The sequence below is a fragment of the Bifidobacterium choerinum genome (assembly GCF_002761235.1).
In the GTDB taxonomy this organism is placed as follows: domain Bacteria; phylum Actinomycetota; class Actinomycetes; order Actinomycetales; family Bifidobacteriaceae; genus Bifidobacterium; species Bifidobacterium choerinum.
Genome location: NZ_CP018044.1, coordinates 1,335,925 through 1,348,979 on the forward strand (window position 1 = coordinate 1,335,925; position 13,055 = coordinate 1,348,979).

Annotated in this window: 11 protein-coding genes; 8 read left to right on the plus strand and 3 right to left on the minus strand. The window is 64.6% G+C overall.

Going from position 1 to position 13,055, the window contains the following annotated elements:
• Nucleotides 1-57: 57 nt before the first annotated feature.
• The 3 genes from BcFMB_RS05350 to BcFMB_RS05360 all read left to right on the plus strand — a co-directional run bounded on the left by BcFMB_RS05350 (nt 58) and on the right by BcFMB_RS05360 (nt 4,316).
• Nucleotides 58-3,228 carry a DUF3427 domain-containing protein gene (locus BcFMB_RS05350; protein ID WP_232513754.1) on the plus strand — a complete coding sequence of 1,057 codons (3,171 nt, stop codon included), beginning with the start codon at nt 58-60 and terminating at the stop codon, nt 3,226-3,228.
• Nucleotides 3,229-3,294: 66 nt separating this feature from the next.
• Nucleotides 3,295-3,807, plus strand: coding sequence for a Panacea domain-containing protein (locus BcFMB_RS05355; protein ID WP_024540723.1), 513 nt, complete (start codon nt 3,295-3,297; stop codon nt 3,805-3,807).
• Entirely contained in the window at nt 3,807-4,316 is a 510-nt protein-coding gene (locus tag BcFMB_RS05360; RefSeq protein WP_232513755.1) for a Fic family protein, read from the plus strand. The genes BcFMB_RS05355 and BcFMB_RS05360 overlap by 1 nt, the downstream gene beginning before the upstream one ends.
• A gap of 27 nt (nt 4,317-4,343) precedes the next feature.
• Here the strand turns inward: BcFMB_RS05360 and BcFMB_RS05365 are convergent, their stop codons facing one another.
• The 3 genes from BcFMB_RS05365 to BcFMB_RS05375 all read right to left on the minus strand — a co-directional run bounded on the left by BcFMB_RS05365 (nt 4,344) and on the right by BcFMB_RS05375 (nt 6,144).
• Nucleotides 4,344-4,823 (minus strand): GNAT family N-acetyltransferase, encoded by a 480-nt coding sequence (locus BcFMB_RS05365; RefSeq protein WP_024540725.1) that lies wholly within the window; start codon nt 4,821-4,823, stop codon nt 4,344-4,346.
• 171 nt (nt 4,824-4,994) lie between these two features.
• Entirely contained in the window at nt 4,995-5,228 is a 234-nt protein-coding gene (locus BcFMB_RS05370) for a hypothetical protein (protein WP_152595862.1), read from the minus strand.
• A 118-nt stretch (nt 5,229-5,346) separates the two neighbouring features.
• Nucleotides 5,347-6,144, minus strand: a complete 798-nt coding sequence (locus BcFMB_RS05375) for a DUF1295 domain-containing protein (RefSeq protein ID WP_024540727.1) — start codon at nt 6,142-6,144, stop codon at nt 5,347-5,349.
• Nucleotides 6,145-6,651: 507 nt separating this feature from the next.
• Here BcFMB_RS05375 and BcFMB_RS05380 point away from each other — a divergent pair.
• The 5 genes from BcFMB_RS05380 to dnaG all read left to right on the plus strand — a co-directional run bounded on the left by BcFMB_RS05380 (nt 6,652) and on the right by dnaG (nt 12,804).
• On the plus strand, nt 6,652-7,146 hold the full coding sequence (locus tag BcFMB_RS05380) for an S-ribosylhomocysteine lyase (protein WP_024540728.1): 495 nt from the start codon (nt 6,652-6,654) through the stop codon (nt 7,144-7,146).
• 138 nt (nt 7,147-7,284) lie between these two features.
• Nucleotides 7,285-7,809 (plus strand): GNAT family N-acetyltransferase, encoded by a 525-nt coding sequence (locus tag BcFMB_RS05385; protein ID WP_024540729.1) that lies wholly within the window; start codon nt 7,285-7,287, stop codon nt 7,807-7,809.
• Between the two features lie 141 nt (nt 7,810-7,950).
• Entirely contained in the window at nt 7,951-9,318 is a 1,368-nt protein-coding gene (alr, locus tag BcFMB_RS05390) for an alanine racemase (RefSeq protein WP_024540730.1), read from the plus strand.
• Nucleotides 9,319-9,366: 48 nt separating this feature from the next.
• Entirely contained in the window at nt 9,367-10,653 is a 1,287-nt protein-coding gene (locus BcFMB_RS05395) for a deoxyguanosinetriphosphate triphosphohydrolase (RefSeq protein WP_099721229.1), read from the plus strand.
• Between the two features lie 84 nt (nt 10,654-10,737).
• Nucleotides 10,738-12,804: a DNA primase gene (gene dnaG, locus BcFMB_RS05400; RefSeq protein WP_029675394.1), complete on the plus strand. Its 2,067-nt coding sequence runs from the start codon at nt 10,738-10,740 to the stop codon at nt 12,802-12,804.
• Nucleotides 12,805-13,055 lie beyond the last annotated feature (251 nt).

Consider the following 13,055-nt stretch of genomic DNA (forward strand, 5'->3'; position numbering starts at 1 on the left):
GGCGAACGTATTCATCATTGATCATCACAGATTGGGAGGGGAAACATGCAAAGCGGCATGGAAGAAGCGATTGCTCAGGGAACGCAGACGGCTCACGATGGTCGAAGCGACATCAACACAAGCATCATCGACGGTGTACTGAGCGGCCTGATACGACAGAATGACTCTGCTGATGAACGCTTCGTGCCCAGACTCATCTCGAACCAGTCGGGAAGTACGATGGGCAGCGCAATCCGCGAGGAAATCCGGGAAAGCGAAACCTTTGACATCTCGGTGGCATTTATCAACGAAAACGCATTGAAATCGATGTATCAGGCTTTCGTCGAACATGCGGACAACGGCGGGAAACGCAACCGCATTATCACGTCGACGAAAGAGTACTTCAACAAGCCTGGTGCCTTCAAGGAACTGATGAAACTCCAGCAGTACGCCAATGTGGAGGTGCTCATCTGGGAACGTCCGGGCAGCACGACAACGGACGACATAACCACACAGGACCAGCCGTTCCATCCGAAAGGCTACCTATTTGCACGGCATATGGAAGACGGTCGCACCTACTACAACCTGTACGTCGGCAGCTCGAACCTGACATCCTCTGCGTTGCAGACCCAACGCGAGTGGAACCTGCGTGTTTCATCGACCGGCGAGGCGCAGCTCATCGAACAGGTCAAGGAAGAACTGGACGATCAGGTGCGCCAGTCCGTCCCGCTCACCGATGAATGGCTTGCGCAATACGAGAAGGACTACAATCGGCATACGCCGCCGCGCGAGCAGATCCTCCAGCAGCTGCGCGACGAACGAATCGAGCCGAACGCGATGCAGCGCGAGGCGCTCGCGAACATCCAGCAGCTGCGCGACGATGGCGAGCAGCGAGCCATCGTCATCTCGGCGACAGGCACCGGCAAGACCTATCTTTCCGCATTCGACGTCCGGGCGTTCCACCCGAAGCGCATGCTATACGTCGCCAATCGCGACACAATTCTCAAAGCGGCGCGCGCATCCTACCAGCGCGTGCTCGGGTGCGACGAGAGCGAGCTGGGATTGCTCACCGGCAGCAGCAAGCAGCATGACACGAAATACGTGTTCGCCTCCGTGGATACGCTGCGTCTCCACATGATGGAATGGTATGAGCCTGACGATTTCGATTACGTGCTCATCGATGAGGCGCATCATTCCGGCGCGAACAACTACCGTTCGGTCATTGACTACTTCTCCGGTGCAGATTTCATGCTCGGCATGACGGCGACACCGGAACGTACCGACAATTTCGACATCTTCTCGCTGTTCGACCACAACATCGCCTATGAGATCCGTCTACAGAAGGCGCTCGACGAGAACATGCTGTGTCCGTTCCACTACTATGGCGTACATGAATTCCTCGGATCGGACGGCACCTACGTCGACTCGACTGAGGGGATCTCGACGCGAGACAAGCAGCACATGCAGTATTCACTCGAAGAGCTTACCGACTCGGATCGTGTGCGCTACATCATCCGCAAGCTCGAGCAGTACGGCTCATACGACGAGCGGGTGACCGGCTTGGTGTTCTGCTCCAAGATTGAAGAAGCGGAACGACTGTCCACGATGTTCAACAAGGAAATCAATCAGCAGGCCGAACGGACCTACCAGACGGTTGCAATCAGCGGCAACACGCCGCCCAAGCAAGTGGAGAAGGCAGTCAAACAGCTTGAGGGCGGCGACCTCGACTACATCTTCACCGTCGACAAATTCAACGAAGGTGTCGACATCCCCGCGATCAACCAGATCGTGATGCTGCGCAACACCCAATCCAGCATCGTGTTCACGCAGCAGCTGGGACGAGGCCTGCGCAAGTTCCCCCATAAGACATGCGTCACCGTCATCGATTTCATCGGCAACTACCAGAACAACTACCTCATCCCGGTCGCGCTGTACGGTAACGCGGGCGACAGAGACAAAGCGCGTAAGAACATGCAGCGGGAGGCAATCGGCCTGTCATCAATCAGCTTCGATGAAATCTCACGCAAACGTGTGCTCAAATCGTTGGACACGGCGTCGTGGTCCGATATGAAGATGCTGCGTGACAAGTATGCGGTGATTCGCAACGAACTTGGACGCGTGCCGATGCTGACGGACATCTATCTGCATGATCCATCATTGGTGATGACGATGGCGCAGAAGGGCAACAGCTATTACGAATTCGCGCGTGGATCGGAAACGGCGCTGTCGCGCAAGGAGAGCGAAGGAGGATTCATCGATACGTTTGCGCCGGTCGACACGCAGGGCGAGCAGTGGCTCAAAATGGCCACGGAAGTGCTGTTGGTCGCAATCCGTCCGCAGGAGCTGGTCATCCTCGACGAATTACTCGAGCCGGCGCCATCCCTCAGCCCGGCATCGGATCGATTGATCCCTGCGGAGCGTCTGAAGGAAGCGGTCGCACGGCGGTTCCCGACGTCGTACCATACCGATGCGCAGTTCGAATCGGCGCTTCGTGTGCTTGATTGGTCGTTCTTCGATTCGACGGCGAAGAAATCATATGGCGAGCGTGCGCTCATCAGGCGCGTCGGCGGCGAAATCGGTCTGACGTCTGAATTCGCGGCAATGCTTGCCGGCAACGACACGTTCGCGCGGTTCTTCGCGGACAATGTACGCACCGGGCTGCAACGATTCGCCGACCTTCTCGAGGAATCGGCGAAGACCGGACGTTCGCTGCAGGACGACCGCGGATTCGTTTATGAGCATCGGTACAAGATGTTCGAAGTGGAACGGCTGCTCGGCTGGCCTAAGCAGATCAACGGCAGCAGCGTCGGCGGCTACCTACTGCCCAAAGATGACGACAGCAGCGTCGGCGGCTATCGGATTCCGAAGTACGGCGACAGCATGCCGATATTCGTCAAGTATGCGAACAGCCAGTATGAGGATCGCTTTCTCAACCCGCAGGAGATGCACTGGTTCAGCAAGGACAAGCACAGCCTCAAGTCCAGTGAGATCACATGGATGATGCACGGACACGGCGAGGAAAACTGGACTTCGACGCACTTCATTCCGCTGTTCGTCATGCGCAAGGCGGATGCTGAGAAGCTCAAGCTGTACTACTACGTCGGGCATGTCGGATCGTATTCGAATCTGCATGAGACGACGCGCGACAAGAAAGGCGAGAAGGTCAGACTCGTGGAGATGGATCTGCGGCTGACCAAGCCGCTGAGCGCCGAGCTCTACCGGCATCTGACCGGCGACTACGAAGAATGAGTCGGCATGTATTGTTGAAGCTGCGTGAACATGGACGACGGACGAAGTCAGAAGGAATCGGACGATATGAACGCACTGCAGGTCGCACGGCGGATCGTCGCGGCATACGGGAGCGAGCGGTTCCTGACGAATCTCAAACTCAATCTGCTCGTCTACTGGTGTCAGGTCGAAGCGCTGCGCACGACCGGCGCGCCGCTGTTCGCGGATGCGGTCGCCGTCGGGGAGCGCGGTCCCGTCGAGACGGACGTGTGGGACGAATATGCATCGTTCGGCTCGAGGATGATACGGCAGCGCGACGAATGGCAGGAGCCGACGCTCGGCGAATCGGCGGAACGGATCGTCGCGCATGTCGTCGATACGCTCGGCGCGCTGACCGCGATCGATCTGCTGGAGATGTCGGGCGCCGACGACGGTGCATGGCGACGCGCGAAGGACAGGGGATCGGCGACGGTCGACGTCGACGACACCCTCACGTCGGCGGACATGCGGCGCACGGTGCCGGCGCGCACGCTCGCCGGCTGTGTCGACAAGGTGACGCGGGAATACCCGAACGCGCTGCGGCTGTTGGAGAACTCGTGATGAACAGAGAGCAGGACATGCGCGGTACGACGGACGACGCTGCGCCGATCGAACTCGACGGCGATGTGATGCAGATGGACGCGATCGCCGAATCGATCTTCGAAGTGTATCTGGACACGATCCGCGGCACCGGACTCGACATCACGCCGACCGCGCCCGCCACCGTGGACGAGAAGATCCTCGGACGCGTGCAGTCGGTGCTCGGCGCGACCTTCCTGAGCTTCTTCGGCGTCACGCCGCGGCAACGCTACGCGGACGTGTTCGCACAGGTCGCCGACTTCGCGACGCGCTTCGCGAAGGACCACATCTTCCCCGACGGCAACAAGCGCACGGCGGTGAAGATGGCGCTCGCAATACTCGCGATGCGCGGCTGGGACGTGCGGGCCGTGGACGCCGAGGACGCCGAAGGCAACGAGCTGTATCAGTGGGTGCAGGACATCGTCACCGGACGCGGCGGCGCGGACGAGCTCGCCGGCTTCCTGCGCGATCACGCGGTGCGGGTGGGGTAGGCAATCGCAAGCTGAGCGGGCGCGCCGTTACAGCAGCTGCTCCATGCCGTACTTGTAGACGCGCATGCCGAGCGACTCGTAGAACCTGACAGCGGCGGGATTCGCGGCCCAGGCGTTGAGCGTCACGTTGTGGTAGCCGTGCGCGCGGGCGTAGTCGAGGATGTGACGGTACAGCGCGGTGCCCACATGTTTGCCGCGGGCGGCCTCGTCGACGCAGATGTCGTCGATGTACAGCGTGGCGATCGGCTGCAGGTTGTTGCTGCCGGCATGGTCCTCGCGCACGCAGAAGGCGTAGCCGAGCACGTCGCCGTGCTCGGCTACGGCGACGAAGATCGGACGGTCGTCATCGCCGATGATCCGTGCAAGCTCGTCGGACGTGTACTTGGTGCGGCCCTCGATGAACAGGTCGGGGCGGCCGTGCGCGTGCACGTCGTTGACCTGACGCAGCAGGTCCATGATGGCGGCGGAATCGGAAAGCCGGGCGCGGCGGATGGTGAGATTCGACATGTTCCCTATAGTACGCGCGTAGTACGCGCGGAAAGGGACGCCGGAGCTGGCGTCCATCGGTCGAATCGACGTGCGTTACCGGTCGCGTGTCCGCTGCGTCCGCTTCGCCTGCTGGACGCGTTCCTGCAACGCCTGTCGGATCAGACGGATCCGGGCTTCCGGCATGAGTCCTTACTCTCTCAAGTGGCGGGTGACGTCCTCGGGCCGGTCGTCCAGCGCATCCGGATCATAGCGGCCCCAATGGCGTATCGGATGCAGCTGCCTGCGCGCTGTGGGAGATTTGGTCGTGACGAAGAACGGCCTGGCCCTGTAGTCCGCATTGCTGATGCGCAGTTCGCGCCGGCCCACAGCGAGGCTCCCGTATCGAACAGGATCGAACGCCAAGGTCTCGTGGGTGCGGGTCATGATGATGCTACACCGCGTGATCGCTCGGATTCTCGTCTGCATACCCGAGCACAGCAGTAGAACAGCGCCTCCCGGAGAATATCGGGAGAGGCGGCTCTACTGCGCGATGCGTCGGATTTCAGCCGATGAGCCACTTGGCGTTGCTCAGGCTGCGCAACGGGATGAAGGGGATGAGGATCGGGGTGTGCTCGGCGTAGCGCCGATAGTGGGGGTCATCGGCGTATTCCTTGTTCTGACGAAGCTCGAGTCTGCGGGCGCCGCCGAACATGATCCAGCAGATGCACAGATAGCCGCCAATCGCGGCGATCCACTGCCAGACGCCGTTGAGGATGGTGACGCCGGAGATGAATACGCCGGTCCATGTGATGATTTCGCCCAGATAGTTCGGGCAGCGCACGAGACGGAACAGACCGACGTCGCACAAGTCGTGCGGATGCTGCTGCTTGAAACGGTTCTTCGTCAGGTCCGCTGTCGATTCGAGGATGATGCCGGCCGCCATGATCGCGGCGCCCGTGATGGCGACGGCGTCGGTGCCCGCATGGTTCTGCAGGCGGAACACGATTGGCGAGGCTTCGCACGCATACAGCAGCGCGCACCCGACCCAGGTCAGGAGCTTGAGCGGCAGCTTGACCTGCGAGCCGTTGTCGATCGCCTGCTGCATCACTTGTCGGTAGGAGGAGCTGCGGTACTCGCGGATGAGCAGATATCCGCCGAGCCGTAGTCCGTAGACGATGAGCAGCGCAGCCATGACGGCCGTGACCGTCGTTAGTCCGCCGCGGAGCCCGAAGTAGATGAGCAGCGTCGCGCCGATGCCAGCGATTGAGAAGCCGTAGCCGATTGAGATGAACCATATGTAGCGGTGAAAGCCCACTGCGCTGATCGCCAGCGCCACGATAAACACGATTAAGAATGCCATAGGCCAAGCGTATCGGACTGCGGATGGCCGCATCGGTCGCACGGCGAATAGCGCTGTGGGCGCATATCCGGGCGTGTCGGCGCGTTGCGCTGAGACGACGATTCGTATTCCGGCTGAGGGGGCGGCACATACAGTTTGCGAACAGGATGGTGGTGGAATGCGCCGGTGGTGATCGCCGGAGGGTGTGTTTGCGAACAGGATGGTGGTGGAATGCGCCGGTGGTGATCGCCGGGACGCTCCATGGGAGGGTACGGGCGGCGGCGAAGAACTGGTGATGTACCGGCGCGCCGGCGCGCCTGCGCGCTGATACACTCGCGGCGATACACTGTGGGTTGGCATGCGCCCGGACGGCTTCGGCATGATGTCCGCCCGGCGTCCCGGACGCCATCACAAGGTGGCGGTACCATACGCGCGGCGTCCCGCATCGTGCCGTCCAGGCGACATGGATCCGCCGGGGCGCGACGGTCAAACGGCATGACGAACAACGACGAAACGAAAGAGGAGACCATGGCACAGGAGCAGCAGGACAAGCCGGTCGTCGAAAGCTTCCAGCTCGACCACACGAAGGTCAAGGCGCCGTACGTGCGTTACATCGACACGCAGACCGGACCGAACGGCGACGTCATCTCGAACTACGACCTGCGTCTCGTCCAGCCGAACGAGAACGCGATCCCGACCGGCGGCCTGCACACGATCGAGCACACGATCGCCGTGCTGCTGCGCGAACGCATCCCCGGCTACATCGACTGCTCGCCGTTCGGCTGCCGCACCGGCTTCCATCTGCTCACCTGGGGCGAGCATTCGACCGAGGACGTCGCGAAGGCGCTCAAGGAGTCGCTCGAGTTCATCGCGAACGAGGCGACGTGGGACGACGTGCCGGCCACGACGATCGAAAGTTGCGGCAACTACCGCGACCACAGCCTGTTCACGGCGAAGGAGTGGGCGAGGGACATCCTCGCGAAGGGCATCAGCTCCGACCCCTTCGAGCGCAGGATCGTCTGAACCGCAGCATCATCTGCATCAATCGTCGGAATCAACCGTCGTCACATCGTCCGTCCGCAGGCGGTCGTCCGTGCCGCCGCGCGCCGTGGCGGCCCGGACGGACACGGCATCGACAACAAGGAAGAGGCACAAGAGGCAATGGCCAGCGCATCGACACGGCGGTTCCGCCACGCGACGATGAAGGACTATCCGCAGATCGAACGCAACTACGCCCGCGCGCGCGAACTGATGGCGCGCAACGGCAACCCGACGCAGTGGGGCCACACGTTCCCGCGGCCCGAGGTGGTCAGGGACGACATCGCCAACCACCGCACGATGCTGCTCGTCGACACGGTCGGCGGCCATGAGCGCATCCTCGCGCAGTTCGCCGTCTGCCCGGGCATCGACCCGACCTACGTGAAGATCAACGGCGCGTGGCTCGACAACTCCTCCTATGTGACGATCCACCGGATCGCATCGAGCGGCCTCGTGCGCCACGCGGCGCGCGACTGCATCGAATGGTGCCTCAAGCACTACGGCAACGTGCGCGTCGACACGCATCCGAACAACAAGGCGATGCAGCATGTGCTCGAGACCTGCGGCTTCGCGCGCTGCGGCCTGATCCAGCTGCTCGACCGCGACGAGGACACGACGCGCATCGCCTACCAGCGGCACGAGTGGTGAGCGTGCGGCGCATCCCGCCGCACATCCAACACGCTTATTCCGCACGCCACCATATCCGCCCGTCGCGTGTGCCGGCGGGGCCGCGCACACGATGAACCGCCGTCCCCGCCGACGTCACAGCGGTGCGCGACAATACCGGGTATGACCGCACAAGCACTTGCCGAACCGCATTTCTCCTCGCCCCAGGGCGAAGCCAACTACTGGGCCGCACGCCGCCACTACCCGGCGCAGGCGATCGTGGACCTCGCCGCCATCCGCGACAACATGCGCCACCTCGTCGACGTCGTGAACCGCGAAGGGGGTGCAACGGCGGTGATGGGAGTCGTCAAGGCCGACGCCTACGGCCACGGCCTGATCCCGACGGCGCTCGCCGCGCTCGCCGGCGGCGCCACCTGGCTCGGCACCGCGCAGGCGCGCGAGGCGCTGCTGCTGCGCCGCGCCGGCATCGGCCCCGACCGCGCGCGCATCCTCACCTGGGTGAACAACCCGCTCGAGGCGCCGTACCGCGAACTCATCGACGCGGACATCGACCTGTCGGTGGCCACGACGACGGCGCTCGAGCACATCGCCGCCGCCGCGCGCGAGGCCGGACGCCCCGCCCATGTGCACATCAAGGTCGACACCGGCTTCGGCCGCAACGGCTTCACCTTCGAGAACCTGCACGAGGCGACCGGCTCGCTCGTCGCATTGCGCGACGAAGGCGTCCTCGACATCGTCGGCCAGTGGAGCCACCTCGCCGTCGCCGACGCCCCGAGCAACGCCGACTTCGTCGAACAGACCGAAGCGCAGATCGCGCGCTTCGAGGAGTTCACGGCACGCCTCGCCGACGCCGGCATCGAACCGCGGATCCGCCATCTGGCGAACACGGCGGCCACGTTGAGCCGACCGCAGATCCACTACGACCTCGTGCGCCCCGGCGTCGGCCTGTACGGCTACGAAGCCGACCCGGACATGGGCAGCCCGGAACGCTACGGGCTCAAACCGGCGATGACGCTGCAGGCGCAGCTGAGCTCGGTCAAGGACGTCGACGCGCACAGCGGCCTGTCCTACGGCCGCATCTACCTGACCGAGGACCGCACGAGCGTCGCGATCGTACCGGTCGGCTACGCCGACGGCATCCACCGCTCCGCCTCCGGCGCCGACACGCTCGGCGCGCTCGGCGAGCGCGGCCGCACGATGCCCGGCGGCCCGGTGCGCGTCATGACGAAGGACGGCCCCCGCCTCATGCGCGTCAGCGGCCGCGTCTGCATGGACCAGTTCATCATCGACCTGCACGGCATGGCCGACGACCTCGGCGTCTCGATCGGCGACACCGTCGCACTGTTCGGCCCCGGCCGCGGCGAGCGGTACTGCGAGCCGACCGCCGACGACTGGGCGCGCGCCGCCGACACGATCAGCTACGAGATCTTCACGTGCCTGCGCAACCGCATCCCGCGGCTGTACGAACACGCGACCGACGTGCTCGACGCCGACGACCTGAGTAGACTCGACCCCGCGAGCATCCTGTAACGCGCGGGCCGCCGCGCCGCGCGCCGCACACGAGGGGGTGGATTGCCGATGGACGAGACGACGACAGCCGGCGAACCGACGCCGGACGGCTACACGGCGCACGACGCCGAACGATGGGTAGCCGAGTCGCCGAAATCGGGACGCCGCACGCCGTTCGAACGCGACCGCGCGCGACTCATCCACTCGTCGGCGCTGCGCAGGCTCGGCGCGAAAAGCCAGATCCTCGTCGCCGGCACCGACGACTTCGCGCGCACGCGCCTGACGCACACGCTCGAGGTCGCGCAGATTGGCCGGCAGATCGCGCGGATGCTCGGCTGCGACCCCGACGTCGTCGACTGCGCATGCCTCGCGCACGACCTCGGACACCCGCCGTTCGGACACAACGGCGAGCACGCGCTCGCCGCGCTCGCGAAGGACATCGGCGGATTCGAAGGCAACGCGCAGACCTTCCGCCTGCTCACCAGGCTCGAACCGAAGATATTCCGCGACGCGGGGCGCCCGGCGGGCGTCAACCTCACGCGCGCATGCCTCGACGCGTCCGTCAAATACCCGTGGGACTATGCGCGCGCCGACGCGCATCCGAAAGGCGAGCGCGGACGCAAGTTCGGCGTCTACCCGGACGATGTCGACGTCTTCCGATGGCTCAAGGAGGGCGCGCCGCCGGAGACGGTGCCGCTCGAGGGGCAGGTCATGGACCTCGCCGACGACATCGCGTACAGCGTGCACGACTTCGAGGACGCCGTCGCGACCGGCGCCGCCGACCTGGGCGAACTGAAGCGCCCGGCGACGCTCGACGCGATTGTGCGAGAGATCATCGCATGGTACGGGCCGCAGTGGGACCCCGACATGCTCGTGCGCGCCTTCGGCAGGCTGCGCGCGGTCGGCGCGTTCCCGGAGGCCTTCGACGGCTCGCGGCGCGCGCTCGCGCAGCTCAAGAACGTCACGAGCATGCTCATCGGCAGGTTCGCGCTGAGCGTCGAGGAGACGATGCGCGCGATCCACGGACCCGGCGCATTGACGCGGTACATGGGCGCGCTCGCCGTGCCCGAAGCGACGCGCTACGAGATCCTCGTGCTCAAGGGCATCGCCGTGCACTATCTGATGGAGCCGCGCGACCATTCGCCGATGCAGGAGGACGAGCAGCGGATCGTGACCGACCTCGTCGCCGTGATCATGGACGATTCCTCGACGCCGCCCTTCGCGTTGGAGCGCGTGTTCTGGGAGGACTGGATGGAGGCAGGCGACGACGGCGCGCGGCTGCGCGCCGCGATCGACCAGGTCGCGAGCCTGACCGACGCGTCGGCGATGACGATGCACACGCTGCTGTGCTCGTGAGACATGCGTTCGTGAGACATGCGTTCGTGAAGCATCGGTGCATATCGGCGGGACGATGACGGTCGGCTGATATGATGTTGGCTCATGGCGGGTCTGATCAGGCAAGAGGACATAGACAAGGTAAGGAACGCGGCCGATCTGTACGACATCGTGTCCGCGAGCGTGTCGCTCAAACCGGCGGGCACGGGTTCGTTCTCCGGCCTGTGCCCGTTCCATGACGAGAAGACGCCGAGCTTCTATGTGCGTCCGTCGATGGGCCTGTGGCACTGCTTCGGCTGCGGACGCTCAGGCGATGTCTTCGGCTATGTGCAGGAACGGGAGAACCTCGACTTCCCCGACGCCGTCGAACTGCTCGCAGACAAATACCACATCGAATTGCACCGCGAACAGGGGCGCGGATCCGACAACGCGCGCAAAGGGTCGAAGCGCACGAGGCTGCTCGAGATGAACGAGGAGGCGCAGCGTTTCTTCGTCGAGCAGCTGACGACACAGGAGGCGCTGCCGGCGCGCCAGCTGCTCGGCGGACGCGACTTCAGCCGCGAGGACTGCGCGCGTTTCGGCTGCGGCTACGCGCCGCAGGGCTGGGACAATCTCGTGCGCCATCTGTCCGGCAAGGGCTACACGCAGCAGGAGATGCTCGACGCCGGGCTTGCACGTCAGGGGCAGCGCGGCGTCTACGACTACTTCCGCGGACGCGCCACATGGCCGATCCGCGATTCGACCGGACGCACGCTCGGCTTCGGCGCGCGCAAGCTGTACGACGACGACCAGATCGGCGCGAAGTACATCAACACGCCGGACACGCAGCTCTACCACAAGAACCAGGTGCTCTACGGCATCGACCTCGCCAAGGACGCGATCGTCAAGAAACGGCAGGTCGTCATCGTCGAAGGCTACACCGACGTCATGGCGATGCATCTGGCCGGCATCGACACGGCCGTGGCCACCTGCGGCACCGCGTTCGGCGAGGAGCACGCGAAGATCGTGCGCCGCCTCATCCACGACGACTCGCTCGGCGCCGTGCAGCTCGTCGGGCCGCTCAACGTCGAAGGGCAGGCGCTCAGCTCGCGCATCGTCTTCACGTTCGACGGCGACGCCGCCGGGCAGAAGGCGGCGCTGCACGCGTTCGGACTCGACACGGCGTTCCTGTCGCAGACCTTCGTCGCCGTCGCCGAGGACAACCTCGACCCCTGCGACCTGCGCATCCGACACGGCGACGACGCGCTACGCGCGCTCGTCGAGAACGCGAAACCGCTGTACGACTTCGTGCTCGGCGCCGCCGTCAACCGCTTCGACACCTCGTACACGACCGGACAGATGGGCGCCGTCAAGGCGACGGCGCCGCTCATCGCGCAGATCCGCGACCGTTCGCTGTGGGATCTGTACGCCCGCAAGGAGGCGCGCGCGATCGGTGTCGACCTCGACGTCATGCGGCGCGAGGTCATCGCGGCGCGCAAGGCGCTGCATGTGCGTGACGAGGACGCGTACGCGCCGCGCCGCAGCCGCTACCCACGCGCCGGCGAAAGCGAACGTCAGAGCGAGCCGACGGCCGTGCAGGTGCGTCTCATCGAGCAGGCGAACGCCGAGAGGCAGACCTTCTACCGCGTGCCCGACCCGGTGTTCATCTGCGAGCAGCAGTTCATGGCGACGCTGATCCAGATCCCGCGCGCCGTCAACGCCGAACTGTTCCGCGGGCTCAACGTGCACTGCTTCCAGACGCCGGTGTTCCAGACGCTGTACCAGGCCGTCGACGTGGCGGGCGGGCTGCCGCCGGATTCGGCGACGCAGCAGCAGTGGTTCGAGCATCTGATCGATGCGGGCGGCCCGATGCTCGGACAGGTCATCAACGAACTCGCGGTCATGCCGCTGCCGTTGCGCTTCGACGAGGGCGCCGTGCAGCGCGAGCAGGACGCGAACGGCAGCGCCGGCGTCGTCATGCAGCCGCTGCGCGAAGCCACGCAGGCGGAACGGCAGTACGCGAACCAGCTGCTCGCGAAGCTGCTCGACGCCGGCTACATGCGCACGATCGAGCAGACGAAGCACCGCATCGCGCATGTGCAGGACTCGAAGCAGCAGATCGAGCTGCTCGGCGTGCTGCAGCGCCTCGAGACGGCACGCAAGGAACTCAAGACGAGCATCTTCGGCGGGTGAGCGCCGGTGGGTGCCGCGTCATCGCGCGCGGCGGCGGGCAGAGCGGGCGACGGCCGACGTCACCTGCGTCGTCCGCGTCGTCCGCGTTGCTTACGTCGTTCACGTCGTCCACGTCGTTCGCCGTCGTCCGCCGCCGACCGTGTCGCCTGCGGCGTCGGGAGGCGCGGAAGGCGACGCATTTAGTCATTTCGGCGAATTAACGATGCGCCGCCGCCGCAGCCGGCCGTCCATGCATGAAAATGTCGGCGCGC